This window comes from Leucobacter sp. GX0328, from assembly GCF_053567315.1.
Window position 1 is genome coordinate 1 of the sequence record NZ_JBSGPC010000005.1, and the last position, 26130, is coordinate 26130.

The window sequence follows — 26130 nt, forward strand, 5'->3', positions numbered from 1 at the left end:
TATAGCGTCAGGGAAACGCCCGGTCACATTCCGAACCCGGAAGCTAAGGCTGACTGCGCTGATGGTACTGCGAGGGGGACCTCGTGGGAGAGTAAGACACCGCCGAACTCCTTTTCACGGAGAAGCCCTGGGAGGGGAGGTCCACGGACCGTCCTTCCCGGGGCTTTTCTTATTTCTGCCCCGATTCCCGCACGCGTATATTGCTCCCTGCGCGGCCGGTGGAACTGATCGGCTTCCGGCCCGCGACACTCAGCGGGGGAGTGCGGATTTCCGATAAACTCAACAGAAGTGCCACCGAGCGGGAGCGAGATGCATTTGAGTGCGATGATGGGAGTCCTTCTCGTCCTCGCGACCGTTTCGATCATCGTGCACCCGGTGATGCGCCGCTACGGCCGGCGCGTCTTCATCGGCCTCGCGGCACTGATGGCCGGCTGCTTCATCGTGCTCCTCGGGCTCGTCGGCCGGGTCTTCGGCGGGGAGACATTGGTCGAGGCCATCCCGTGGGTGCCGGAACTGCATCTCACGCTGACCCTGCGGCTCGACCCGCTCTCCGCGATCTTCGCACTGCTCGTCACCGGGGCGGGCGCACTCGTGCTGCTCTACTGCACGCACTACTTCGAAGACGGCGAGGTCGGCCTCGCTCGGTTCGGGGCCGTCTTCATGGGCTTCGCGACCTCGATGCTCGGGCTCGTGCTCGCCGACGACGTCTATCTGCTCTTCATCTTCTGGGAAGCGACGACCGTCTTCTCCTTCCTGCTGATCGGGCACGCGATCCGCCTCCGCACTGCGAACGCGGCGGCGCTCCAGGCGTTGATGGTGACGACGCTCGGCGGCCTCGCGATGCTCGTCGGCTTCGTGCTGCTCACCCAGGCCGCGGGTACTTCACTGCTCTCGGAGATCGTCGCCGCACCGCCGCGTGGGACGCTCGCGACGGTCGCGGTCTACCTGCTCCTCGCCGGAGCGCTCTCGAAGTCCGCCATATTCCCCTTCAGCTTCTGGTTGCCGGGCGCCATGGCGGCGCCGACCCCGGTCAGCGCCTACCTGCACGCCGCGGCGATGGTGAAGGCCGGCGTCTACCTGATCGCGCGCATCTCGCCCGGGTTCGCCGACGTGCCCGGTTTCCGAGAAACCCTCGTCGTGCTCGGCGCGATCACGATGCTCCACGGCGGCGTGCGCGCGCTGAAGCAGTACGACATCAAACTGATCGTCGCCCACGGCACCGTCAGCCAGCTCGGCCTGCTCATCATGGTCTTCGGCGTCGGCGACCCCCGCGCCAGCTTCGCCGGGCTCGCGCTGCTGCTCGCGCATGCGGTCGCGAAGGCCCCGCTGTTCCTCGCCGTCGGCATCATCGACCACTCGACGGGCACGCGCGATCTGCGCCGCCTCAGCGGGCTCGGGCGCAAGATGCCGGCGCTCGCGGTCGTCACGACCGCGGCCGCCCTGTCGATGGCCGGCTTCCCGCCCCTCATGGGCTTCGTCGCGAAAGAGGCCGCCTTCACCGAGCTCCTCGCGATCGGGGCGGATCACCCGATCGCATATGCTGCCTTCGCAGTCGTGTTCGTCGGCAGTATGCTCACGGTGGCATACATGGGGCGCCTCCTCTGGGGCGCCTTCGCCCGCAAGCCCGGCGTCGTCGAATGCTCGTTCGTGCACCCGCCCGGCTGGAGCATCGGAGCGGCTCCGTTCGTCTTCTCCCTCCTGGCGCTCGCCGGGGGCGTGGCCGCGCCGGCCGTCGACCGATACCTTCAGACCGCGTTCGCCGGGCCCGCCACCGAGCATCTAGCGCTCTGGCACGGGTTCACCCCGGCGCTCTGGTGCTCGCTCGCCGTGCTGGCGCTCGGCAGCGTCATCGCCCTCGTCTCCGTCAGGCGGGGCCGCATGTTCCCGACCCTGCCCGAACGCTACTCGGCGTCGCACGCCTACTGGGTGGTCACCCATTGGATCGACATCGTTGCGGTGCGGCTCACCTCGCTGACGCAGCGCGGATCGCTGCCGTTCTACCTCGCCGTCATCCTCATCGTCGTGGTGCTCGCGCTCGGCGGGTCCGTGCTCGCGACCCCCATGTGGCCCGAGGAGATCGTGTTCGCGGAGTCGCTCATCGAGTGGCCGATCGCCGCCATCATGATCCTCGCCGCGATCTTCGCCCTGCGCGCCGACACCCGATTCCACGCCGTCGTGCTCGTCGGCATCACCGGCTACGGCATGGCCGCGGTCTTCGCCACCCACGGCGCCCCCGACCTGGCCCTCACGCAGGTGCTCGTCGAAACGGTGACGCTCATCGCCTTCGTCCTCGTCATCAGGCGCCTGCCCAAGAAACTCGAACTCCGCGCGACCAGGCGCGTGCGCTGGCTCCGACTGCTGCTCGGCCTCTCGGTCGGTCTCGTGCTCGGCTGCGTCGCCCTCGTCGCCCTCGGCTCGCGCGTCGCCGACCCGATCTCGCTGCAGCTGCCGGCGCTCGCGGTGAACGGCGGTCACGGAGAGAACGTCGTCAACGTGATGCTCGTCGATATCCGCGCCTGGGACACCATGGGCGAGCTCTCGGTGATCGTCGCCGCGGCGACCGGCGTCGCCTCGCTCGTGTTCCTGCGCACCCGCGCCGATCTGCGCCCCATGATCAGCCGGCGCGCGGCACGCTCGCAGGCGCAGGAGCACCTGCTGCGCGTCGCCGATCCCGAGGACCCGACGAGCCGCGGGTCGTGGCTGCTCGCCGGCCCGCACCTCGACCCGTCGCGCCGCTCGATCATCCTCGAAGTGGTCGTGCGCCTCATCTTCCACGGCCTGATCATCCTGTCGATCTACCTGCTGCTCGCCGGCCACAACGCCCCGGGCGGCGGCTTCGCCGGCGGCCTCGTCGCGGGCCTCGCCCTCGTCGCCCGCTACCTCGCCGGCGGACGGCACGAGCTCGGGGCGACCGTTCCGCTCGATGCCGGCCGCATCCTCGGCATGGGGCTCGCGCTCGCCGTGACGATGGGCATCCTGCCGCTCTTCTTCGGGCAGTCCGCCCTCGCCTCGGCCTGGGTCGACGTCGACCTCGGTCCCTTCGGATCCCTGCCCTTCGTCACCTCGACGCTCTTCGACATCGGCGTCTACCTCGTCGTGTTCGCGCTCGTGCTCGATGTGCTGCGCAGCCTCGGAGTCGAGATCGACGAGCATGCCGAAGCCGAGGCGGCGGGCTTCGAAGAAGAGGAGGTGAAGACGCCATGACGATGCCGTTGATCCTGGTCATCGCGATGGTGGTGCTCTACACCGTCGGAATCTATCTCATGCTCGACCGTACGCTCACGCGTCTGCTGCTCGGCTTCCTGCTCGTCGGCAACGCCACGAACCTGCTCATCTTCCTCATGAGCGGCAGCTTCGGCGACGCGCCGATCGCGGGGGCGACGTCGCCCGACGACATGAGCGACCCGCTGCCGCAGGCGTTCATCCTGACCGCGATCGTCATCACCTTCGGCGTGAGCGCCTTCCTGCTCGCCCTCATCTACCGCTCGTGGCGCCTCGCGCACGACCGCGACGACGCCGTGCTCGACGACGAGGCCGACCTCGAGATCGCCACGACCGAGGCGCTCACGACCATCGAGGTCACCGATGAAGACCTCGAGGAGGCGGACGAGTTCGCCGACGACGACGGGCCCGACGACGAGGACGACGATGGCGCCGATCGAGCGGCCGACGCCTCCGGGACCGCGGCCGCGCCTGCGGGAGAGGAAGGAGCGCGATGATCGCACTGGTTCCCCTCGTCGTGCTGCTGCCGCTCGCCGGCGCCGCGCTGACCCTCGCGCTGCCCGGCTACCGGCGGCTGCAGCAGGCGCTCACGCTCGTCGTGCTGGTAGCGACCGTCGTGCTCAGCGGCGTCTACATGTGGCTCGTCGACGCCCACGGCACCCTCGTGATGGAGGTCGGCGGGTGGGCGGCGCCCTTCGGGATCGCGCTCGTCATCGACCGGGTCTCGGCGCTCATGCTCGCGGTCTCATCGGTGGTGCTGCTCGGCGTCTTCCTGTTCTCGCTCGGCCAGGGCCTCGCCGACGGCGATGACGATACCCCGGTGTCGATCTACTACCCGACCTACCTGGTGCTCGGCGCGGGCGTCTTCAACGCCTTCATCGCGGGCGACCTCTTCAACCTCTACGTCGGCTTCGAGATCCTGCTCGTCTCGAGCTACGTGCTGATCACCCTGAGCGGCACGGCGCACCGCATCCGCGCCGGCATCACCTACGTGGTCGTCTCGCTCGTCTCCTCCGTGCTCTTCCTCGCCGCGATCGCCTTCATCTACGGCGCGACCGGCACCGTGAACATGGCGCAGCTGACCCTGCGCATCGCCGAGCTGCCGGCCGACGTGCAGCTGCTGCTGAACCTCGCGCTGCTCATCGCCTTCGGCATCAAGGCCGCGGTCTTCCCGCTCTCATTCTGGCTGCCCGACTCCTATCCGACCGCGCCCGCGCCCGTGACCGCGGTGTTCGCCGGCATCCTGACGAAGGTCGGCGTCTACGCGATCATCCGCACGCAGACCGGGCTCTTCCCGCATTCGAGCGTCGACGGGCTGCTCTTCGTGATCGCCGGCCTCACCCTTGTCGTCGGCATCCTCGGGGCGGTGTCGCAGCTCGACATCAAACGTCTGCTCTCGTTCACCCTCATCAGCCATATCGGCTACATGATCTTCGGCATCGCGATGGCGAATGCGGCCGGTTTCGGGGCGACGGTCTACTACATCGCGCACCACATCATCGTGCAGACCACCCTCTTCCTCGCGGTCGGCCTCATCGAGCGCAACGGCGGTACGACGTCGCTCTCGGAGCTCGGAGGCATGATGCGGCGCGCGCCCGTGATCGCCGTGCTCTTCTTCATCCCGATGCTCAATCTCGGCGGCATTCCGCCGTTCTCGGGCTTCCTCGGCAAGGTCGGCCTGTTCACCGTGGCCGCCGAGCTCGCTTCGCCGGGCGCCTACTGGCTGATGGGCGTCGGCGCGCTCGTGTCGCTGCTCACCCTCTACGCGCTGGCCCGCGCCTGGGTGCTCGCGTTCTGGCGCCCGCGCAAGCGGGTCGAACCGGTCGACGGCGCGGGCAGCACCGGCGCAGTGCCGGCGCTCAGCGCCGAGGCGGTCATGCTGCGCGAGCGCGAGGAGGCGATGCTCGAGCAGCTGCACAATGCGCCGCACGAGCGGCCGCAGCAGGAGCAGAAGGAGATTCCCCGCCTCATGACCGGGGCGACCGCCGGCATGATCGCGGTGAGCATCGCCCTGACGGTCTTCGCGGGCCCGCTGATGGCGTACTCCTGGCGCGCGGGCGACGAGCTCGCCGCACCCGAGGGCCTCGTGGTCTCGGTGCTCGGCGAATCGCCCGCCGGCAGTCCCGGCGGCGGCAGCGGCGACACCCATCCCGGTGGGGAGGTGTCGCATGAGTGAGCACGATCGCGCCGAGGCGCCGCGCTCGGCGAAGCGCATCGAATGGGGCGTGCGCCTGCACGAGCTCCCGCTCCTCGTGGGCCTCATCCTGCTGTGGACGATGCTGTGGCGCGAGATCACGCCGATGTCGGTCGTGAGCGGACTCATCGTCTCGATCGTCGCAATGCGCGTGTTCTACCTGCCGCCCGCGTGGCTCGCCGATCGCTTCAACCCGTGGCGCGCGCTGCAGTACCTCGGCTACTTCTTCTGGCACCTGATGATCGCGTCGTGGCAGGTCGCCTGGCTCTCCGTGCGCCCCGGCCCGCCGCCGCGGACCGCGATCATCGCGGTGCGGCTGCGCACCCGGTCCGACTTCATCATCACGATGGTCGGGCTCACGATCTCGCTCATCCCGGGCTCCCTCGTCGCCGAGGTCGACCGGTTCGCGTCGACGCTGTACCTGCACGTGCTGAACACGCCGACCCAGCGCGAGATCCGGATCATGCGCGAGACGGTCGCGAAGATCGAACGGCTGATCACCCTGACGGTCGGTTCGGCGAGGGAAGTGGAGCGGTGGCGATGAGCACGACGATGACGGTCCTGGTGATCGCGGCGGGGGCCGGGTTCACGGTGACGGCGCTCGCGGCGCTGGTGCGCATCGTGCGCGGCCCGACGATCCTCGACCGCATGGTCGCCTCGGACGTGCTGCTGACGACGCTGATGCTCGCGGTCGGCACCGACATGATCGTGCGCGGCCACACGGCGAGCATCCCGCTCATGACCGTGATCGCGGCGACGGCGACGCTCGCGACCATCGTGGTGGCGCGCTACGTGAAGCGGCGGGCCGAGCAGGAGGAACGTCGCGGCCCGGGCCGGGGGGTGGGGCATGTCTGAGCAGCTGTTCGATATCGCGGCGATCATCTGCGTGGTCGGGGCCGCAGCCCTCTCAGTCGCTGCAGGGATCGGCCTGCTCCGCTTTCCCGACGTGCTGAGCCGCCTGCACGCCGCGACGAAGCCGCAGGTCTTCGGCCTGCTGCTCATCATCGCGGGAATCGCCTTCGACCAGCGCTCGTTCACCACGCTCTTCGCGCTGATTCCGGTATTCGTCTTCCAGTCGCTCACGGCGCCGGTCGCCGCTCACATGGTGGGGCGCGCCGCCTACCGCACGGGGCAGCTCGATGACGAATCGCTCGTGATCGACGAGCTCGAGCCCGCGATCCGCCGGGCGCGGGGCGGCGACGGACCCGTCGACACCGAGTAGCGGCGCAGCCGAGCCGCGGCCGCGCACCCGACGAAGCGGCGGCCGATCGGAGGGACTCCGACCGGCCGCCGCATTCGAATCGGGGTCTACCCCTCGACGAGGTAGCGGTCGTAGGCGTGCACCGTGAAGAACGGTGGGAAGTCGCTGCCGAGCGCGTTCTCGGTGAAGATCTGCGCCGCATCGTCGTAGCGGTCGCCCGCGAAGCGCTCAACCTCGCCGAGCGTCTCGTGCAGCAGGGTCTCGACGCGCTCGCGGGTGATGGGCTGGCCGTCGAAAGTGGTCTGATCCTGGTGGATCCACTGCCAGATCTGCGAACGGCTGATCTCGGCCGCCGATGCGTCCTCGACGATGCCGTCGATGACGACCGATCCCTGGCCCCGCAGCCAGGCCTCGACGTAGCGGAGCGTCGCCGTGATGTTGCAGCGGATGCCGGCCTCGGTGATGCCGCGGCCGATGCGCACGTCGAGCAGCTGCGATGCCGTGACCTCGACGTCCTCGCGCAGCCTGTCGAGCTGGTTGCTGCGCTCGCCGAGCACGGCGTCGAACTCCTCCTGCGCGATCGGGATGAGGCCCGGATGGGCGACCCAGGTGCCGTCGAAGCCGTCGTAGGCCTCGCGGCGCTTGTCCGCCCGCATCAGCTCCTCGGCCTCGGCGGTCGCCTCGGGGTGCTCGGTGTTCGGGACGAAGGCGCTCATGCCGCCGATCGCGAAGGCGCCGCGCTTGTGGCAGGTGCGCACGAGCAGCTCGGTGTAGGCCTTCATGAAGGGCACCGTCATCGCGACCTCGTTGCGGTCGGGGAGCACGAAGCGGGCGCCGCGGCCGCGGTAGTTCTTGATGATCGAGAAGAGGTAGTCCCAGCGGCCGGCGTTCAGACCCGCGATGTGATCGCGCATCACGTACAGGATCTCCTCCATCTCGAACGCGGCGGGCAGCGTCTCGATGAAGACCGTCGCGCGGATGGTGCCGTGCTCGAGCCCGAGCGCCTCCTCGGTCCAGGCGAAGACGTCGTTCCAGAGGCGGGCCTCCTCGCTCGACTCGATCTTCGCGATGTAGAAGTAGGGCCCGCGGCCGCGGGCGACGAGCTCGCGCGCATTGTGGAAGGCGTAGAGGCCGAAGTCGAAGAGGCTGCCCGAGGCCGAACCGGCCTGGCCGCGGTCGTCGACGAAGCGGATGTGGCGCTCGCTCAGGTGCCAGCCCCGGGGGCGCATCACGATCGTCGGCGTGCGCTCGGCCGTCACCCGGCGGGTCCCGCCGTCGGTGCCGGTGCACACGAGCTGGTCGCGCACCGCGTCGTAGAGCGAGATCTGGCCGCCGATGATGTTGCGCCAGGTCGGGCTCGTCGCATCCTCGAGGTCTGCGAGCCAGACCTTCGCGCCCGAGTTCAGGGCGTCGACGCTCGAACAGGGGTCGGTCGGGCCGGTGATCTCGACGCGGCGGTCCTCGAGCCCCGGTGCCGGGGGAGCGACGCGCCAATCCGCATCCTCGCGGATATGACGGGTGTCCTCGCGGAACACCGGATCGCTGCCGTTGCCGACCTCGTAGCGGCGGCGCTGGCGGTCGGCGAGGCGGTCGTAGCGCCGGCTGCCGAAGCGGCGGTGCAGTTCGGCGACGAACTGCAGGGCCTCGGGCGTGAGGATCTCGTCGCTGCGGTCGAAGGCGGCGCCGAGGACCTCGACGCGAGCGCCCGTCGCGGTGGGTGGGGCTGCGGTGGCAGTGAGCGGGTTCATGATGCCTCCATGAGGTTCGGGCCGTGAGGGGCGCTGTTTCGGTGTGGTTCTATCTTGAAGGCCTCCGAACTGCTGAGCAGGTCGATATCGAGGGTGAAGAAGTCAGTTTTTTCTGCTTGTCGAAAGAATCGGCATCTGGCAGCATGGTGAGCATGACGATGACTGATGCTGACCTCCGTGCCGCAGAAGAACCCGGCGATGCGCTGACGCTCGGCCGGCGCATCCGCGAGCGCCGGCTCGCGCTCGGCATGAAGCTCGAGCAGCTGGCGCAGGCGGTGGATCGCGCTCCCTCGCAGCTCTCCGCGATCGAGAACGGCAAGCGCGAGCCGCGACTGCCGCTGCTGCGCGCACTGGCCCAGGCGCTCGATTCGACCGTCGACGAACTGCTGATCGACGAGGCTCCGAGCAAGCGGGCGGCGCTCGAGATCGCGGTCGAGCGCGCGCAGCGCGGCGCGGTGTTCCGCTCGCTCGGCATCGACCCCATCCGCGTGTCGAAGGCGACGAGCGACGAGACCCTCAACGCCATCCTGGGCCTGCACCAGGAGGTGGAGCGGCTGCACAGCGAGCGAGCGGCGACGCCGGAGGAGGCCCGTCGCGCCAACACCGAGCTGCGCGAGGAGATGCGCGCCGCGAACAATTACTTCGCTCACCTCGACCGCGAGGCCTCCGAACTGCTCGCGGGCGTCGGCTACACCGGCGGCCCGGTGTCGCAGCAGGCCGTCGCGGGCATCGCCGAGCGCCTCGGCTTCCAGCTGCACTACGTGCCCGACGTGCCGCATTCGACGCGTTCGGTGATCGATCGCCGCAACGGCCGCATCTACCTGAACAGCAATCTGCCGTCGCGCGACGCGCGCGCCCCGATCGTGCGCGCGCTCGCCAGCATCGTGTTCGGGCACGAGGAGCCGCGCAACTACCGGGACTTCCTGCGCCAGCGCGTGGAGATCAACTACCTGGCGGGCGCCGTGCTCGTGCCCGAGGCCGCTGCCGTCGAGATGCTCGCCGAGGCGAAGCAGCAGCGGCGTATCTCGATGGAGGATCTGCGCGATGCATTCGCGGTGTCGTACGAGATGGCCGCGCACCGCTTCACGAACCTCGCCACCGAGCATCTGGGGCTGCCGGTGCACTTCATGAAGGCGCACGAGTCGGGCACGCTCATCAAGGCGTACGAGAACGACGGCGTGCGCTTCCCCTCCGACGCGCTCGGCAATCTCGAGGGTGCGACGGTGTGCCGCAACTGGACGGCCCGTACCATCTTCACGCAGCCCGACCGCTTCAACCCGTGGTACCAGTACACCGACATGGCGTCGGGCGGCACCTACTGGTGTACCTCGCGCGTCGAGAAGGCGAAGGAGGGGCTGTATTCGGTGAGCGTCGGCGTGCGTTTCGAGGATGTGAAGTGGTTCCGCGGCCGGGAGACGTCGCATCGCAGCAAGTCCGACTGCCCCGATGACGCCTGCTGCCGTCGCGCCTCGAGCACGCTGACGCGCAAGTGGTCGGCGGCGGCCTGGCCCGAGGCGGCGACCCCGACCAGTCTGCTCGCCGCACTGCCGACGGGTACTTTCCCGGGCGTCGATACGCACGAGGTGTACGAGTTCCTTGAGTCCCATGAGCGGAGGCCGTGAGAAACGGGCGGATGAGTGCGAGAAGGTGCGCTGCCGGCCCTGCCTGCGCTAGCGTAGAGGCACGGACCGAACGGTCCAGCGCCAGCACGAGCAGAGGGAATGGTGAGAAATTGGACGCCGAGAACCGAGCCCGTCGCGCAGACGATACCGAGGTGCGGGCCACCCAGCAGTTCCGTGACGATCTCGGCGCGATGATCCGCGCCCGTGCGACCGATCTCTCGGTCGACGAGCGCGAGGCCGTCGAGGCGCTGCCCTCGGGCGCAGCGCTGCTGGTGGTGCGACGCGGCCCCGATCAGGGCGCGCGCTTCCTGCTCGACCGGGACATCACCGTCGCGGGTCGCCACCCGGCCGTCGACATCTTCCTCGACGACGTGACGGTGTCGCGCAAGCACGCCGAGTTCCGCCGTGCGGGCACGCAGTTCAGCGTCGTCGACCTCGGCTCGCTCAACGGCACCTACTGCGACGGCGAACGCATCGACGGCGAGCTCGTGCTCCGCGACGGAATGGAAGTGCAGGTCGGCAAGTTCCGCTTCACCTTCTTCGGTTCGCGCTTCGACCTCTCCGCCGAGGGCTGACGTGGCGGCGGCAAACGCGCGCCCCGAGTCCTCCCACCTGCTCAGCATCGGGCAGGTGCTCGCCCGGCTGCAAGACGACTTCGCCGACGTCACCCCGTCGAAGCTGCGCTTTCTCGAAGAGCAGGGCCTCGTCGCCCCCGAACGCACGAAGTCGGGCTACCGCAAGTTCTCGCAGGAGCACATCGAGCGCCTGCGGCTGATCCTCACGCTTCAGCGCGACCATTACCTGCCGCTCAAGGTCATCGCGGAGGTGCTGGAGGAGATCGATGCGGGCAACGACCCGATCATCCCCGGTGCGGCCGCGCGCAGCGCCTCGAGCGTGCTCGTGCCGAAGCACGTGCTCAGCGGCGACGAGCTGCGACGCGCGACCGGCGCGAGCGCCCGGTTCCTGGGCGAGTCGATCGCCGCGGGGCTGCTGCCGGCGGCCGAGGTCTTCCCGCACGACGCCGTGGCGCAGCTGACCGCCCTCATGAAGCTCGCGGAGCGGGGGATCACCCCGCGTCACCTGCGCGCGGTGCGGGTCGCGGCCGAGCGCGAGGCCGAACTCGTGGCGCACGCGGTGTCGACCCGCGGGGTGAAGAGCAGCACTCCGGCGGGCATCGAGGATTCGCTCGAGATCGCCGGATACCTCGAAACGGTGCGCTCCGGCGTGTTGCGGCGCCGCTTCGGGTCGTAGGGGGAACCGCGATTTCCGCATGAATTCAACCTTAAGGTTCAACTTGAGGTCGACACGCGGAAGATGGAGCCCGGCGGTCGTTGCACGGGGGTGCCCGGCTGGGTACGGTTGATGAAGTTCGACGCGTCGTGTGTCGGTGGAAAGGACCCGCATGGAGACCCCCGAGCAGACCCCCGGTACTCCGGAGCCGGTCTCCATCGACCCCGACCTGCTCTTCGACGACGGTCTGCCGAAGCCGAATCAGGACGGCGGTTTCAAGGGCGCGACCGCTGCGCGCGCGGCGGGTATCAGCTACCGGCAGCTCGACTACTGGGCCCGCACCGGGCTCGTCGAACCGACCGTGCGCGGTGCTGCGGGATCGGGGTCGCAGCGCCTGTACGGCTTCCGCGACATCCTCGTGCTCAAGCTCGTGAAGCGCCTGCTCGACACCGGAATCTCGCTGCAGCAGATCCGCACCGCGGTCGCGCAGCTGCACGAGGCGGGCGTGCGCGACCTCTCGCAGACGACCCTCATGAGCGATGGGGCGAGCGTCTACCTGTGCACCTCGAACGACGAGGTCATCGACCTCGTGAGTCGCGGTCAGGGCGTCTTCGGCATCGCCGTCGGCAAGGTCCTGCGCGAGGTGGAGACTTCGCTCGTCGATATGGACGACCATCGCGACCAGGCGGCGGGAGCCGCGAACGATGAGCTCGCCGCTCGCCGCTCCGCGAAGAAGAAGACGTCGTAGTTCTCGCGGGCACGGCCCGCCGACGAGAACGGCCCCGCGAGCTTTCGAGCTTGCGGGGCCGTTCTCGTTCCGTGACGGGGAGCGCCTATTCGGCGGCCTCCGCGTCGACGGTGACCGTCGTCATGCGGCTCGCGGCCCCGCCGGCCTGCGGCGCGTCCATGCCCGCCGACCGCAGCACCCGGTCGAGCACCGCGTCGAAGTTCGCCGCCATCTCCTGCGATGCCTCGCCCGGCCACATGTGCACGGGCTTCGCGGCGCCCTGCGCCTGCTGCAGCGACGGGCGTTCGGGCAGCTGCGGGTTCAGAATGAGCGGCCCGAACATCTCGCGCAGCTCGCGGATGCGGAACTGGTGCTCGAGCGAACTCGGCTGCGTGCGGTTGATCAGCACGCCGAGGGGCTGCAGCCTGGGGCTCACGCCGCGGCGGATCTCCTCGATCGCGCGCAGGGCGCGGTCGGTCGCGGCGACCGCGAAGAGGCTGGGCTCCGACACGACGAGCACGCGGTCGCTCGCGGCCCAGGCGGTGCGCGTGAGCGCGTTCAGCGACGGCGCGCAGTCGATGAGTACGAGGTCGTACTCGGACTCGACCATCGCGAGCGCCTCCTCCAGCTTCCAGATGTCGCGGGTAGAGGGGTGCGGGCCGTCGAAGTTGATCGCCGACGGGCTGCCGACCAAAAGGTCGATCTTGCCGCCCTCGTGGTACCGGTTCCACCCGCTCTCGGCGATGGCCGCGCGAACGGTCTTCTCCTTCGGGCTCTCGAGCACCTCCGCGACATTCGCGTGGCCCTCGGGGTTCACGTCGAGCCCGGTCGAGACATCGGACTGGGGGTCGAAATCGACCACCAGGGTCCGCAGCCCGCGGGAGAACGCGGCCGAGGCGAGGCCAAGTGTCACGGTCGTCTTGCCGACGCCGCCCTTTAGGGAACTCACACTCAATACATGCACACCACGAGTTTAGTCGATACCCGCGGAATGATCGCTGGAGAAGTGCGGAGCATGACGACCGGTGACCCGCGGCGTGCGCGTGGGCACGTGAATCCATGTATCTTGATATCGAAAGTTCTTCGGTCTGGGCAGCCGCTGATCCGGTCAGATTACAGAGGGGTACTCCTGCATGTTCAAGAAAGTTCTGGTCGCCAACCGTGGCGAGATCGCGATTCGAGCGTTCCGCGCCGCTCATGAGCTGGGCGCTTCCACCGTCGCGGTGTTCCCGTACGAAGACCGGAATTCGCTGCACCGCCTGAAAGCCGATGAGGCGTACCTCATCGGCACCGAGGGGCACCCCGTGCGCGCCTACCTCGATGTCGACGAGATCGTGCGCGTCGCGGTCGAATCGGGCGCCGACGCCATCTACCCGGGCTACGGCTTCCTCTCGGAGAACCCCGAGCTCGCGGGCGCCGCGGAGGCCGCGGGCATCCGCTTCATCGGCCCGGGCCGCCTGGCCCTCGAGATGGCCGGCAACAAGGTCGCCGCGAAGGAGCACGCGATCGCCGCGGGCGTTCCCGTGCTGAAGTCGACCCCGCCGTCGAAGGATATCGAGGCCCTCGTCTCGGGCGCCGCCGAGATCGGGTTCCCGGTCTTCGCGAAGGCCGTCGCCGGCGGCGGCGGGCGCGGCATGCGCCGCGTCGAGCGCGCCGAAGACCTGCGCGACGCACTCGAATCGGCCATGCACGAGGCCGAGAACGCCTTCGGCGACTCGACCATGTTCATCGAGCAGGCGGTGCTGCGCCCCCGCCACATCGAGGTGCAGGTGCTCGCCGATAAGACCGGTGCCACGGTGCACCTCTTCGAACGCGACTGCTCGGTGCAGCGCCGCCACCAGAAGGTCGTCGAGATCGCGCCGGCGCCGAACCTGTCCCAGGAGAAGCGCGACCAGCTGACCGCCGATGCGATCGCGTTCGCGAAGTCGATCGGCTACGAGAACGCCGGCACCGTCGAGTTCCTGCTCGACACCGAGGGCGAGCGCTCGGGCGAGCACGTGTTCATCGAGATGAACCCCCGCATCCAGGTCGAGCACACCGTCACCGAAGAGGTCACGGACGTCGACCTCGTGCGCGCGCAGATGCTCATCGCCTCGGGCTCGACGCTCGAGGAGCTCGAACTGCGCCAGGAGGACATCCAACTGCGCGGCGCGGCGCTGCAGTGCCGCATCACGACCGAGGATCCGGCGAACGGCTTCCGCCCCGACCTCGGCCGCATCACGGCATACCGCTCCCCGGGCGGCGGCGGCGTGCGCCTCGATGGCGGCACCACCGCGACCGGCGCGCAGATCAGCCCGCACTTCGACTCGATGCTCGCGAAGCTCACCTGCCGCGGCCGCAGCTTCGAAGACGCGGTCATCCGCGCCCGTCGTGCGCTCGCCGAGTTCCGCATCCGCGGCGTGGCCACCAACATCCCGTTCCTGCAGGCCGTGCTCGCCGACGCCGACTTCCGCGCCGGCGACCTCTCGACCTCGTTCATCGAGGAGCGCCCCGAGCTGCTCTCCATGAACAAGCCGAAGGACCGCGCGACGCGCATCCTGCAGCACGTCGCCGGCGTGACGGTGAACCGCCCGAACGGCGAGCGCGGCAATCACGGCGACCCCGCCGCGAAGCTGCCGGCCGTCGACCTGTCGCAGACCGTGCCGGTGGGCCACCGCGAGAAGCTCGTCGAGCTCGGCCCCGAGGGCTTCGCCCGTGCGCTGCGCGAGCAGAAGGCGCTCGCCGTGACCGAGACGACCTTCCGCGATGCGCATCAGTCGCTGCTCGCGACCCGCGTGCGCACGAAGGACCTGGTGCGGGTCGCCCCGCACGTCGCACGGCTGACCCCGCAGCTGCTCTCGGTCGAGGCCTGGGGCGGCGCCACCTACGACGTGTCGCTGCGCTTCCTCGGCGAAGACCCGTGGGAGCGTCTGGCGAAGCTGCGCGAGGCGATGCCGAACGTGCCGATCCAGATGCTGCTGCGCGGCCAGAACACGGTCGGCTACACGCCGTATCCCGCGAAGGTCGCGCAGGCCTTTGTGAAGGAGGCCGCGGAGACCGGCATCGACATCTTCCGCATCTTCGACGCCCTCAACGACGTCGACCAGATGCGCGTCGCGATCGACGCCGTGCGCGAGACGGGCACTGCCGTCGCCGAGGTCGCCATGGCCTACACCGGCAACCTCGCCGACCCGGCCGAGACGAAGTACGACCTCGACTACTACCTGCGGCTCGCCGACGAGATCGTCGCCGCCGGCGCCCACGTGCTCGCCATCAAGGACATGGCGGGCCTCCTGCGCCCGGCCGCCGCGACGAAGCTCGTCACCGCACTGCGCGAGCGCTTCGACCTGCCGGTGCACCTGCACACGCACGACACCCCGGGCGGCCAGCTGGCCACGCTGCTCGCGGCCTCCGCTGCGGGCGTCGACGCGGTCGACGTCGCCTCGGCGCCGATGTCGGGCACGACCTCGCAGCCGTCGCTGTCGGCGCTCGTCGCGGCCCTCGCCGACACCGAGCGCGACACTGGGCTGTCTCAGGAGGCGGTCTACGCGCTCGAGCCGTACTGGGATTCGGTGCGCAGCCTGTACAAGCCGTTCGAGTCGGGGCTGCCGTCGCCGACCGGCCGCGTCTACACGCACGAGATCCCGGGCGGTCAGCTCTCGAACCTGCGCCAGCAGGCGATCGCCCTCGGCCTCTCCGACAACTTCGAGAAGATCGAGGACATGTACGCGGCGTCCGACCGCATCCTCGGCCGTATCCCGAAGGTGACCCCGTCGTCGAAGGTCGTCGGCGACCTCGCGCTGCACCTGGCGGCGGTCGACGCCGACCCGGCCGATTTCGAGGCAAACCCCGAGAAGTACGACGTACCCGACTCGGTCGTCGGCTTCCTCGCCGGCGAGCTCGGCGAGATCCCCGGCGGCTGGCCCGAGCCCTTCCGCTCGAAGGTGCTCGCCGGCCGCACGGTCGACATCGCGATCGCCCCGATCTCGGAAGAGGACGCGGAGCTGCTGGGCGGCACGAGCGACGAGCGCCGTTCGGCGCTCAACCGCCTGCTGTTCCCGCAGCCGACGCGGCAGTTCGAGGCGTCGCGCGAGCAGTACGGCGACCTCTCGGTGCTCGAGACCGTCGACTACCTCTACGGGCTCGAGCCCGGCGAGGAGCGGGCCATCGACCTCGCGAAGGGCGTGCGCCTCTACGTCGCGCTCGAGGCCATCGGCGCCGCCGATGAGAAGGGTATGCGCACCGTGATGCTGCGCGTCAACGGTCAGGGCCGCCAGGTCTTCGTCAAGGACGAGCACGTGACCGTGTCGGTCGTCGCGGCGGAGAAGGCCGACCGCACGGTTCCCGGTCAGGTCGCGGCGCCGTTCTCGGGCACCGTGACCCAGAAGGTCGAGGTCGGCGATCAGGTCGAGGCGGGCCAGCCCGTCGCGACGATCGAGGCCATGAAGATGGAGGCCGCGATCACCGCCCCGGTCAGCGGCACCGTGCAGCGCCTCGTCTTCACGGGCGCGCGTCCCGTCGATGCGGGCGACCTCGTGCTCGTCATCGAGTAGGCCGCGGGCCGCGGCCCGCCCATCGCACGCGCAGCGCCCGCCCCTCGGTTCGTCCGGGGGCGGGCGCTGCGCGTGCGTGCGTCTAGACTGGAGTGCTATGGCGATTCGAGATATCCGAGTGTTCGGCGACCCGGTTCTGCGCACCGTGTGCGAGCCGATCGATCAGATCGACGACGGGGTGCGCGCGCTCGTCGCCGATCTCTGCGAGACGGTGGCGTTCGACGGCCGCGCCGGCCTCGCCTCCACGCAGATCGGGTACACCCAGCGCGCCTTCAGCCTGCACATCGACGGGGAGGTCAGCTACGTGCTGAACCCCGAGATCGTCGAGCTGCGCGGCGAACCGGCGCCGACGGGGGAGGGCTGCCTCTCGGTGCCCGAGCTGTGGTTCGATGTGCCGCGCTACCCGTACGCCAAGGTGCGGGGCACCGACCTCGACGGTCGCGAGGTCGTGATCGAGGGGGAGGGTCTCCTGGCGCAGGCGCTGCAGCACGAGTGCGACCACCTCGACGGCAAGCTCTACCTCGCGCGCCTCGACCGCGAGACGCGAGGCGAGGCGATGCGCCGCATCCGCACCTCGCCCTGGTTCTGATGGGGCTCTGCTTCTGACGAGGCCCTGATGCTGACGGGTCCCTGTTCTGAAGCCGCGCAGACGCGTGCGGGCGGCCGGCGACCCGGCCGCCCGCACGACTCGCCCTAGTGGGGCAGCGTGACGGCGATCGTCTCGGGGTTGTCGCCGTAGAGCTTCGCGATCTCATCGGAGAAATCGCGCAGGATGTTGTCGCGCTTGATGCTCATCTTCGGCGTCAGGTGCCCGTTCGCCTCGATGAACTCGGTCGGCAGGATGACGAACTTGCGGATCGACTCTGCCCGTGAGACGTAGGCGTTGCCGCTGTCGACAGCGCGCTGCACTTCCGCGAGCACCTTCGGGTGCTTCGCCGCCTCCTCGAGCGTCATGCCCGGATCCTCGCCCTGATTCTTCAGCCACGCGGGCAGCATCTCGGGGTCGAGGGTGACGAGGGCGGCGATGAAGGGCTTCTGGTCGCCGACGACGACGACCTGGCCGATGATGGTGTTCGAACGGATCGGATCCTCGAGCACGGCCGGTGCGACGTTCTTGCCGCCTGCAGTGACGATGATCTCCTTCGTACGGCCGGTGATCGAGAGGTAGCCGTCCGCGTCGAGCGACCCGAGGTCGCCGGTCTTGAAGAAGCCGTCGTCGGTGAACGTGGCGCGCGTCGCCTCGGGGTTCTTCCAGTACTCGCGGAAGACGTCGATGCCCTTGACCTCGATCTCGCCGCTGTCGGCGATGCGCACGGTGTGCCCGGGCAGGGCCGGGCCGACCGTGCCGATCTTGAACTTGTCGGGCAGATTCACCGTCACCGGCGCCGTCGTCTCCGTGAGGCCGTAGCCCTCGAGGATCTTGACGCCGAGGCTCCGGTAGAAGTGACCGAGGTAGCGGCTGAGCGGCGCCGACCCCGAGATCGCGTACTTGACGCGGCCGCCGAGCTTCTCGCGCAGCTTCGAGTACACGAGCTTGTCGAAGATCTTGAACTTCAGGCCGAGCATGAACGGCACGCTGCCGGCGTCGAGCGCCTCGGAGTGCGCGACCGCGACCTTCGCCGCCGTGCGGAAGATCTTGCCCTTGCCCTCTGCCTCGGTCGACTGCTCGGCCGAGTTGTAGACCTTCTCGAACACGCGGGGCACCGCGAGCAGGAAGGTCGGCTGGAACGTCGCGAGCGACGGCAGCAGCTTGCTCGTATCGGGCTGGTGGCCGACGCGTACGCCGGAGTGCACGGCGAGCACCGAGATGAAGCGGGCGAAGACGTGCGCGAGTGTCACGAAGAGCAGGGTCGACGCCCCCTTTTCCTCGACCACCTCGGAGAGCGAGGCCGCGGCGTTGCGCGAGAGGTCGACGAAGTTCGAGTGGGTGAGCACGCAGCCCTTCGGCCGCCCGGTCGATCCCGACGTGTAGATGAGGGTGGCGATGTCGCTGCCGACCGCGATGCCGCGGCGGCGTTCGATCTCCTCGTCGGTCACGTCGCGGCCGCGCTCCTGCAGCTGCGCGATGCCGCCCTCGTCGAGGCGCCAGCGCAGCGAGATTCCGGGCAGCTCGGTGACGATCTCCTCGAGCCGCTCCGCATGCTCGGGGCTCTCGGTCATCATGCCGCGCGCTTCGGAGTCCTCGAGGATCCAGTGGATCTGCAGCGGCGAAGAGGTCTCGTACACCGGCACCATGATCGCGCCGGCGTAGTGCAGCGCGAAGTCGATCAACGTCCACTCGTAGCTCGTCTTGCACATGAACCCGATGTGGTCGCCGGGCTCGACCCCGTCTGCGACGAAGCCCTTCGCCGTCGCGATGACCTGGCGGCGGAACTCGGCGGCGGTCACATCCTGCCAGCCGCCGTTCGCCGGGACGGCGAAGAGATGCCGTTCGGGCGTCGCCGCCACGCGCTGCTCGAGCAGATCGGTGATGTTGTCCTCGGGAACGGGGTTCACGAGAATCGGGGACTCAGACAGTTGCACGGCAGCTCCTTCGATACCTTCAGTGCCGGTCACTTCCAGGGATCGACGAGTGCGTCCGCGATCCCTGCGCGTACCCATCAGCCTATACTCATTCCCGACGACGACCCGGGCCTCGGCTAGGGTTGTGCGAGTCGAGAGGAAAACGCCGCGCGTGCTGTACTGGATATTCAAACACCTGATCATCGGGCCGTTTATGAAGACCGTCTATCGGCCGTGGGTGGAAGGAGCCGAAAATATTCCGGCCTCCGGGCCGCTGATTATTGTAGGTAATCACCTTTCTGTGATCGACTCCTTCATCCTCCCGCTGATGATCGATCGGCGCGTCTACTTCCTCGCGAAGAGCGACTACTTCACGGGCAAGGGGCTGAAGGGCCGGCTCATCGCATCGTTCATGCTCGGCGTCGGCCAGCTGCCCATCGACCGCTCGGGCGGCAAGGCCTCTGAAGCCTCGTTGAACACCGGCCTCAGCGTGCTCGACCGCGAGGACGTGCTCGGTATCTATCCCGAGGGCACCCGCAGCCCCGACGCGAACCTCTACCGCGGGCGCACCGGCGTCGCGCGCCTCGTGCTCGAATCGGGTGCGCTCGTCGTGCCCGCCGTGATGATCGACACCGAGAAGGCCATGCCGATCGGCGCGCGGCTCCCCAAGATCCGACGCATCGGCACCGTGATCGGCAAGCCGCTCGACTTCTCGCGGTTCCAGGGCATGGCCGCCGACCGTTTCGTGCTGCGCAGCGTCACCGACGAGATCATGCTCGAGATCCAGAAGCTCAGCGGGCAGCAGTACGTGGACGTCTACGCTTCGAGCGTACGGGCCCGCGGGTGATCTTCGCGGCGGGGTTCGGGTAGTAGGCTGAAAGGGTTGCCCGAACCCGGGCGACGCGCGCGACCGCGCGCACTCTCTTCCGATTGATCGAGGGAATCCCGATGACGATGCAGACTCACGACACCGCCTCCGCCAGCGCGTTCGCCGAGCTCGACGCCTATCGGGCTCTCGAAGCGAAGCAGCAGCCGACCTGGCCCGATCCCGCGGCCCGCGATGCGGCCGTCGCCGAGCTTGCCACCCAGCCGCCGCTCGTCTTCGCCGGCGAAGCCGACCAGCTGCGCGAGCGCCTCGCGGCCGCGGCTCGCGGCGAAGCGTTCGTTCTTCAGGGCGGCGACTGCGCCGAGACCTTCGCCGCGGCGACCGCCGACAAGATCCGCGACCGCGTGAAGACGCTGCTGCAGATGGCCGTCGTGCTCACCTACGGCGCGTCGATGCCCGTGATCAAGGTCGGCCGCATGGCGGGCCAGTTCGCGAAGCCCCGCTCGAGCGACTCCGAGACCCGCGAGGGCGTCACGCTGCCCGCATTCCGCGGCGACCTCGTCAACGGCTACGACTTCACCGAGGAATCGCGCACCGCCGACCCGTCGCGCCTCGTGCGCGGCTACCACGTCTCGGCCTCGACGCTGAACCTCATCCGCGCCTTCACCCAGGGCGGCTTCGCCGACCTGCGCCAGGTGCACGAATGGAACAAGGGCTTCGTCTCGAACCCGGCGCGCCAGCGCTACGAGTCGCTCGCCGCCGAGATCGACCGCGCATTGAAGTTCATGGACGCGTGCGGCGTCGACCACACCGCCCTCACGCAGACCGAGTTCTACGTCAGCCACGAGGCGCTGCTGCTCGACTACGAGCGGCCGCTCGTACGCGTCGACTCGCGCACCGGCGACCTCTACGACACCTCGAGCCACATGCTGTGGATCGGCGAGCGCACCCGCGACCTCGACGGCGCGCACGTCGACTTCCTGTCGAAGGTGCGCAACCCGATCGGCGTGAAGCTCGGCCCGACGGCCACCGTCGACGACGCGCTGCGCCTGATCGACAAGCTCGACCCCGAGCGCGAGCCCGGCCGCCTCACCTTCATCACCCGCATGGGCGCCGGCAAGATCCGCGACGTGCTGCCCGGCCTCCTCGCCGGCGTGCGCGACGCTGGCGCCCAGCCGCTGTGGGTCACCGACCCGATGCACGGCAACGGCATCACCACGGCGACCGGCTACAAGACGCGCCGCTTCGACGACGTCATGGACGAGATGCTCGGTTTCTTCGAGGCGCACCGCGAGGCGGGCACCTTCCCGGGCGGCATCCATATCGAGCTCACCGGCGATGACGTGACCGAGTGCCTCGGCGGCTCCGAGAACATCGATGAAGAGGCGCTGGCGACGCGCTACGAATCGCTCTGCGACCCGCGCCTCAACCACATGCAGTCGCTCGAGCTCGCCTTCCTGGTGGCCGAGGAGCTGAAGCGCATCCCGCGCTGACGCACGGATTCCGGCCGACGGGGCGGGGGAGCGGTTCGCCGCGCCTCCGCCCCTCTCGTCTTCGGCCCCGTGCGCGCCGCGGGCGGAAGAATGCTCAGAGGTCGAGGGCGGCCTTGACACGCACGGCCGTGCCCGCGGGTACTTCTTCGCCGGCCTTCGGGTCGGTGCCGCTCGCCCGCGCGAGCGGTCGCAGCGAGTCGGGCACCAGCGTCGATGGCGAGAAGCCGGCCTGGGCGAGCGCGTCCATCGCCTCCTGCAGCCCCATGCCCGAGACGTCGGGCACGGGGAAGAGCTCGGGGCCGAGCGAGACGCGCAGGCCCACGGCGTCGCCCGGGCGCACCGGGTCGGTGGTCGGGATCAGCGCGATCACGCGGTCCTCGGGCACCTGGGCGTCGTACGCCTCTTCACGCAGGCCCTGATCGAGCGTGAGGCCGGCGGCGCTCAGCACCGACTCCGCCTCCTTGGGCTTCAGGCCCGCGACGTCGGGCAGCGGGCCGGCCGAGGCGATCAGGTCGACGCGTCCCTGCTCGGCGTAGGTCTCGCCGAGGCCTGCGCCGTCGCTGTCGAGGGCCGCCACTACGGTGTGCTCGGCCTCGGCCCCGAAGCGCTGCTCGATCACCGAGCCGAAAGTGAACCCGGCGTCCGTGATCGCGCGTTCGGCCTCGTCGACGGTGAGGCCGACGAGGGTCGGTACTGCGATCTGCTCGGGTCCGCTCGACCGGCACAGCCGCACGGTGCTGCCGCGATCGAGACGCGTTCCGGCCTCGGGCTCCGTGCGGGCCGCGAGACCCGCGGCGACGTCGAGGCTCGAGCAGTCGAACACCTCGGCCTCGAGGCGCGCTTCCGCGAGCGCCGCGACGGCCGCATCGACCTCGGCCCCCGTGACCTCCGGCACCGTCGCCTGCGAGCCCGGGCCGAGCCCGAACCACCAGCCGACGCCGCCCGCGAGCAGCACGAGCAGCACCACGACGAGCGCGATCACCCGGCCGCGCACCGCACGGGCCCGCCCGGCGGATCGCGCCCGCTCCGTGGCCGGCGCCGGCGCGATCCGGCCCGTCTCCTCCTGCGATGCGGCGGGATCCTCCGCGAGCAGCTCCCGCTGCGCGGGCGCGAGCACGGCGGTCGCCGGAGTGGCGAGCACCGAGGTCTCATCGGCATAGGGGAGCACGCGGGTGCTCGTCAACGGCGATCCCTGGCGGATCGCCGCCAGATGCTCGAGCGCCTCACCCGCATCGCGGGGCCTGAGCTCGGGGTCGCGCTGCGTCGTCCAACGCACGAACTCGTCGAGCTCGGGCGTCGACTCGGGGCTCTTGAGCGACGGCACCGGCACATCGGAGTGGGCGTGCTGGTAGGCGATCTGCATCGGCTGTTCGCCGGTGAAGGGCTGCTCTCCGGTCAGCATCTCGTAGAGCATGATGCCGAAGGCGTAGAGGTCGCTGCGCGCATCCGCGACGCCGCGCGTCACGAGCTCGGGGGAGAGATAGGCGATGGTGCCGAGCAGCGCCTGGCCCGTGGTCGTATTCGCGCTCACCGCACGGGCGAGGCCGAAATCGCCGAGCTTGATGCGGCCGTCGTCGGCGAGCAGCACGTTCTCGGGCTTCAGATCGCGGTGCACGATGCCCGCGCCGTGAGCCGCTGCGAGGCCCGAGAGCACCGCCTCGCCGATCTCGAGCGCCTGCTCGGTCGTGAGCCGCTTCTGCTGCTTCAGCAGGTGCCGCAGCGTGATGCTCGGCAGATACTCCATCACGAGGTAGGTGCGGCCCGCGTCGTGGCCCTGGTCGAGCACGCTCACGAGGTTCGCGTGCGAGAGCCCGGCGGCGCTGCGGGCCTCCTGCTCGAAGCGCCGCGTGAAGTTCTCGTCCTCGGCGAGGTGCGCGTGCATCACCTTGACGGCGACGCGGCGCTCCAGGCGCAGGTCGTGGGCGAGGTACACCATCGCCATGCCGCCGCGGGCGATGCGCGAACGGATCGCGTATCGCTCGTCGAGCGTCTGCCCGATCATCGGGTCGGTCGGCACGGAGTTCACGCGGTGAGTCTACGGGGAGAAGAGGGGAAGACGCGCGACGCGCGCCGGGGGCGGCGAGAAGTCGTGACGGCTTCGTGTTCCGCGAGCGGTGCGCGCTGCCGTAACATCGAAGCGTGCCCGAGAACATCACGCCCGAAACCGAGTACCTGACGATCCCCGACCTGGTCGAGCTCTTCGAGCTGAACCAGAGCAAGGTGCGCCGGCTGCTCGAAGACCATCACCTCGCCGCCGTGCGCGTGGACGGCGTGCTCAAGGTGCCGGCGCTGTTCGTGAAGGACGGCGAGCCGCTCGCCTCGCTGCGCGGCACGCTGCTCGCCCTGCACGACGCGGGCTTCTCGAGTGACGAGGCGGTGGCGTGGCTGCTCGCCCCGAACGACGAACTCGACGGGCGACCCGTCGACCTGCTGCGGGCGGGGAACAAGAGCGCGGTGCGCCGCGCCACCCAGTCGCTCGCGTTCTGACACGCCCTAACGGCTGCGCTGCGTCGCCCGCTCGGCGAGCTGTGCGAGCTGCGCCGACACGTCGCCCCTGAGCGGCGACTGCTGCAGCGCCCCGATGGCGCGCGCCACGTTGCGCGAGATCATCTCCTCGACCTGCTCGACGGCGCCGCTCTCGCGGATGGTGCGCTGCAGCAGTTCGACCTGCTCGGGGTCGAGGGGGCTGCCCAGCATGTCGTCGAAGATGCGGCGCTGGGTGTTCGGCAGGCTCTCGCGGGCGAGGGCCACGAGCACCGTGCGCTTGCCCTCGACGAGGTCGTCGCCGCTCGGCTTGCCGGTGACCTCCTCGTCGCCGAAGACGCCGAGCAGATCGTCGCGCAGCTGGAACGAGACGCCGATCGGCAGGCCGAAGTCGGCGAGGGTCTCCTCCTGCGCATCGTCCGCGCCGGCGAGGGCCGCGCCGATGAGCAGCGGCGCCTCGACGCTGTACTTCGCGGACTTGTACACGAGCACCCGGGTCGAGCGTTCGAGCTGCACATCGTGCGCGGCGAAGACCGGCTGCTGCTCCTCGAGCACGTCGAGGTACTGGCCGACGGCGACCTCGCTGCGCATGCGGTTGAAGTGGCCCCGCGCGCGACGCGCGGCCTCGCGGTCCGGGGTGGCGTCGCAGGCGCGCTCGAACTGCTCGTCGGCCCACGACTGCAGCAGATCGCCGAGCAGGATGGCGGTCGCGAGGCCGAAATGGTCGGAATCGCCGCGGAGGCCGCCGTCGCGGTGCACGGCGGCGAAATGCCGGTGCACGGCGGCGCGCCCGCGACGGGTGTCCGAGCGGTCGATGACGTCGTCGTGGATGAGGGCGGCGGCGTGGAACAGCTCGAGCGCGCAGGCCGCGTCGAGCACGGCGCCGAATTCGATGCCGACGTCGCCCGCGAGATCGAGCGGGCTCACCGCGCGATAGCCGAGGGCCGCGAACTGGGCGCGGAAGCGCTTGCCGCCCGTGAGGAAGCCGAGCGCCTCCTGCAAGAGCGGTTCGGCGTCGGGGCCGAGCACCTCGAGGGCCTGCCGATGATCGGCGACGATGTCTCCGATGCGCTCCTGTACGAGCCCTGCGAGTCGCGTTGTTTCCTGCACACGACTAGCCTAGCCGGGCCGCGGTCGCGGTAGACTCTCTGGGAACAGCAGTTACATTCTGGACGAGGAGGCGTCATGGCTCTTTCCGAGCACGAGCAGCGGCTGCTCGACGAGATGGAGCGGGGCTTCTACCGGAGCGAGGCCGATGTCGTGGAGACCGGCTCCGTCACCCGCAGGCGGCTGAACTATCGCTCGCTGGTGCTGGGCATCGTCGTGATGCTCGTCGGCATCGGCGCGCTCGTCGCGGGCGTGGCCGCGCAGCAGCTGTGGCTCGGTCTGATCGGGTTCGCAGCGATGGTGGGCGGCGTGCTGCTCATGATGTCGCGCGGCTCCGAGACCGACGAGATCGGCGACGACGCCCGCCGGGTCAAGCGGGGCGGGCCGCAGGCGCAGCCGAGCGAGTCGTTCAGCGAACGCATGGAGCGCCGATGGAACGAACGCATGGGCGAGGACAGCTAGGCGCGGCAGGCGCCGCACTCTCGGCCTGAAGGGATCGTGGTTCGCCACGGTCCCTTTTTTGCTGCCCGGAAACGGGCGGCGGCGCGCTGCCCGGCCGCGCGCCGCCCCGAGGCTCCACTTCGCTCCACCCCAGGCCCCCGAAGCGCCGGAAGCGGTATCGGCGGGCCGGAAACGGAGTGTTCTGGCGCACGGGCGCGGCGCGAGTGCGCCCGACGCAGCGGCCTCCATGCCCCCGGATCTCGCGGGTTTCGAAAGAAAAGGGAGCTTTCGGGAATAAAAAGTCATTGAAGTGGAGGAAAGTGGAGTAGTCTGGGGCGGCAAGGCGCGGCACTGGAAGGAGGACCCGGATGTTTCTCGGTACCTTCACGCCCAGGCTGGACGACAAGGGCCGCATCATCCTCCCCGCCAAGTTCCGCACCGAACTGGCAGACGGCCTCGTCGTCACGCGCGGCCAGGAGCGCTGCCTCTACGTCTTCAGCGAGCGCGAGTTCTCCGAGATGCACGAGCGCATCAGGCAGGCGCCCGTGAACTCCAAGCAGGCCCGCGACTACCTCCGTGTGTTCCTCTCGGGCGCGCACCCCGAGACGCCCGACAAGCAGCACCGCATCACGATCCCCGCCACGCTCCGCGAGTACGCGGGCCTCGACCGCGAGCTCGCGGTGATCGGCGCCGGCTCCCGCGCCGAGATCTGGGACGCGGGCGTCTGGCAGCAGTACCTCGCCCAGCAGGAATCCGCATTCGCCGAGATCGAGGAAGAGGTGATCCCGGGCATGTTCTAGC

22 protein-coding genes and 1 rRNA gene are annotated in these 26130 nt (G+C 69.5%); 18 read left to right on the forward strand and 5 right to left on the reverse strand.

Annotation, left to right across the window (positions count from 1 at the left end; genetic code table 11):
- The 7 genes from rrf to mnhG form a co-directional block, all read left to right on the forward strand.
- Window positions 1-108, forward strand: a 5S ribosomal RNA gene (gene rrf / locus ACUYTF_RS12915); the annotation flags it as partial.
- Window positions 109-327: 219 nt separating this feature from the next.
- Window positions 328-3204: a Na+/H+ antiporter subunit A gene (locus ACUYTF_RS12920; RefSeq protein ID WP_434144107.1), complete on the forward strand. Its 2877-nt coding sequence runs from the start codon at window positions 328-330 to the stop codon at window positions 3202-3204.
- Window positions 3201-3719, forward strand: coding sequence for a Na(+)/H(+) antiporter subunit C (locus tag ACUYTF_RS12925; RefSeq protein WP_434144105.1), 519 nt, complete (start codon window positions 3201-3203; stop codon window positions 3717-3719). Before ACUYTF_RS12920 ends, ACUYTF_RS12925 begins: the two co-directional genes overlap by 4 nt.
- On the forward strand, window positions 3716-5398 hold the full coding sequence (locus ACUYTF_RS12930; RefSeq protein ID WP_449279906.1) for a Na+/H+ antiporter subunit D: 1683 nt from the start codon (window positions 3716-3718) through the stop codon (window positions 5396-5398). The genes ACUYTF_RS12925 and ACUYTF_RS12930 overlap by 4 nt, the downstream gene beginning before the upstream one ends.
- On the forward strand, window positions 5391-5960 hold the full coding sequence (locus ACUYTF_RS12935) for a Na+/H+ antiporter subunit E (RefSeq protein ID WP_449279907.1): 570 nt from the start codon (window positions 5391-5393) through the stop codon (window positions 5958-5960). Before ACUYTF_RS12930 ends, ACUYTF_RS12935 begins: the two co-directional genes overlap by 8 nt.
- Window positions 5957-6271 (forward strand): monovalent cation/H+ antiporter complex subunit F, encoded by a 315-nt coding sequence (locus tag ACUYTF_RS12940; protein ID WP_434144098.1) that lies wholly within the window; start codon window positions 5957-5959, stop codon window positions 6269-6271. The genes ACUYTF_RS12935 and ACUYTF_RS12940 overlap by 4 nt, the downstream gene beginning before the upstream one ends.
- Window positions 6264-6638, forward strand: a complete 375-nt coding sequence (mnhG, locus tag ACUYTF_RS12945; protein ID WP_449279908.1) for a monovalent cation/H(+) antiporter subunit G — start codon at window positions 6264-6266, stop codon at window positions 6636-6638. Before ACUYTF_RS12940 ends, mnhG begins: the two co-directional genes overlap by 8 nt.
- Before the next feature lie 86 nt (window positions 6639-6724).
- Here mnhG and aceB read toward each other — a convergent pair whose 3' ends face one another.
- Entirely contained in the window at window positions 6725-8365 is a 1641-nt protein-coding gene (aceB, locus tag ACUYTF_RS12950) for a malate synthase A (RefSeq protein ID WP_449279909.1), read from the reverse strand.
- Window positions 8366-8517: 152 nt separating this feature from the next.
- Here aceB and ACUYTF_RS12955 point away from each other — a divergent pair, with 152 nt between their 5' ends.
- The 4 genes from ACUYTF_RS12955 (at window position 8518) to ACUYTF_RS12970 (ending at window position 11965) form a co-directional block, all read left to right on the forward strand.
- Window positions 8518-9987 carry a helix-turn-helix domain-containing protein gene (locus tag ACUYTF_RS12955; RefSeq protein ID WP_449279910.1) on the forward strand — a complete coding sequence of 490 codons (1470 nt, stop codon included), beginning with the start codon at window positions 8518-8520 and terminating at the stop codon, window positions 9985-9987.
- Between the two features lie 110 nt (window positions 9988-10097).
- Complete coding sequence (locus ACUYTF_RS12960; protein ID WP_434144090.1) at window positions 10098-10562, forward strand: FHA domain-containing protein; 465 nt, start codon at window positions 10098-10100, stop codon at window positions 10560-10562.
- Between the two features lies 1 nt (window position 10563).
- Window positions 10564-11238: a transcriptional regulator FtsR gene (gene ftsR, locus ACUYTF_RS12965; protein ID WP_434144088.1), complete on the forward strand. Its 675-nt coding sequence runs from the start codon at window positions 10564-10566 to the stop codon at window positions 11236-11238.
- A 151-nt stretch (window positions 11239-11389) separates the two neighbouring features.
- Window positions 11390-11965 (forward strand): MerR family transcriptional regulator, encoded by a 576-nt coding sequence (locus ACUYTF_RS12970; RefSeq protein WP_434144086.1) that lies wholly within the window; start codon window positions 11390-11392, stop codon window positions 11963-11965.
- A gap of 85 nt (window positions 11966-12050) precedes the next feature.
- Here the strand turns inward: ACUYTF_RS12970 and ACUYTF_RS12975 are convergent, their stop codons facing one another.
- Window positions 12051-12893, reverse strand: a complete 843-nt coding sequence (locus tag ACUYTF_RS12975) for an AAA family ATPase (protein WP_434144084.1) — start codon at window positions 12891-12893, stop codon at window positions 12051-12053.
- Between the two features lie 184 nt (window positions 12894-13077).
- On the opposite strand from ACUYTF_RS12975, the gene ACUYTF_RS12980 reads away from it, so the two are divergent.
- Together ACUYTF_RS12980 and def are read left to right on the forward strand one after the other, a co-directional pair.
- Window positions 13078-16476, forward strand: coding sequence for a pyruvate carboxylase (locus ACUYTF_RS12980; RefSeq protein ID WP_449279911.1), 3399 nt, complete (start codon window positions 13078-13080; stop codon window positions 16474-16476).
- 97 nt (window positions 16477-16573) lie between these two features.
- A complete protein-coding gene (gene def / locus ACUYTF_RS12985; protein WP_434144080.1) occupies window positions 16574-17065 on the forward strand; it encodes a peptide deformylase in 492 nt (163 codons plus the stop codon).
- A 104-nt stretch (window positions 17066-17169) separates the two neighbouring features.
- On the opposite strand, the gene ACUYTF_RS12990 is transcribed toward def, so the two are convergent.
- A complete protein-coding gene (locus ACUYTF_RS12990) occupies window positions 17170-18999 on the reverse strand; it encodes an AMP-dependent synthetase/ligase (RefSeq protein ID WP_449279912.1) in 1830 nt (609 codons plus the stop codon).
- Between the two features lie 151 nt (window positions 19000-19150).
- Between ACUYTF_RS12990 and ACUYTF_RS12995 the strand changes: the two genes are divergently transcribed.
- Together ACUYTF_RS12995 and ACUYTF_RS13000 are read left to right on the forward strand one after the other, a co-directional pair.
- Window positions 19151-19825 carry a 1-acyl-sn-glycerol-3-phosphate acyltransferase gene (locus tag ACUYTF_RS12995; protein ID WP_434144076.1) on the forward strand — a complete coding sequence of 225 codons (675 nt, stop codon included), beginning with the start codon at window positions 19151-19153 and terminating at the stop codon, window positions 19823-19825.
- 101 nt (window positions 19826-19926) lie between these two features.
- The gene (locus tag ACUYTF_RS13000; protein ID WP_434144075.1) at window positions 19927-21297 is read left to right on the forward strand and encodes a class II 3-deoxy-7-phosphoheptulonate synthase; all 1371 of its coding nucleotides are present in this window, start codon (window positions 19927-19929) and stop codon (window positions 21295-21297) included.
- Window positions 21298-21391: 94 nt separating this feature from the next.
- On the opposite strand, the gene pknB is transcribed toward ACUYTF_RS13000, so the two are convergent.
- Window positions 21392-23299 (reverse strand): Stk1 family PASTA domain-containing Ser/Thr kinase, encoded by a 1908-nt coding sequence (gene pknB, locus ACUYTF_RS13005; protein ID WP_449279953.1) that lies wholly within the window; start codon window positions 23297-23299, stop codon window positions 21392-21394.
- Between the two features lie 137 nt (window positions 23300-23436).
- Between pknB and ACUYTF_RS13010 the strand changes: the two genes are divergently transcribed.
- Window positions 23437-23784: an Rv2175c family DNA-binding protein gene (locus ACUYTF_RS13010; RefSeq protein WP_434144073.1), complete on the forward strand. Its 348-nt coding sequence runs from the start codon at window positions 23437-23439 to the stop codon at window positions 23782-23784.
- A 6-nt stretch (window positions 23785-23790) separates the two neighbouring features.
- On the opposite strand, the gene ACUYTF_RS13015 is transcribed toward ACUYTF_RS13010, so the two are convergent.
- Window positions 23791-24891 carry a polyprenyl synthetase family protein gene (locus tag ACUYTF_RS13015; protein WP_449279913.1) on the reverse strand — a complete coding sequence of 367 codons (1101 nt, stop codon included), beginning with the start codon at window positions 24889-24891 and terminating at the stop codon, window positions 23791-23793.
- A gap of 75 nt (window positions 24892-24966) precedes the next feature.
- Between ACUYTF_RS13015 and ACUYTF_RS13020 the strand changes: the two genes are divergently transcribed.
- Together ACUYTF_RS13020 and mraZ are read left to right on the forward strand one after the other, a co-directional pair.
- A complete protein-coding gene (locus tag ACUYTF_RS13020; RefSeq protein ID WP_434144070.1) occupies window positions 24967-25350 on the forward strand; it encodes a DUF3040 domain-containing protein in 384 nt (127 codons plus the stop codon).
- Window positions 25351-25697: 347 nt separating this feature from the next.
- Window positions 25698-26129: a division/cell wall cluster transcriptional repressor MraZ gene (gene mraZ, locus ACUYTF_RS13025; protein WP_449279914.1), complete on the forward strand. Its 432-nt coding sequence runs from the start codon at window positions 25698-25700 to the stop codon at window positions 26127-26129.
- The last annotated feature ends 1 nt before the right edge of the window (window position 26130 follow it).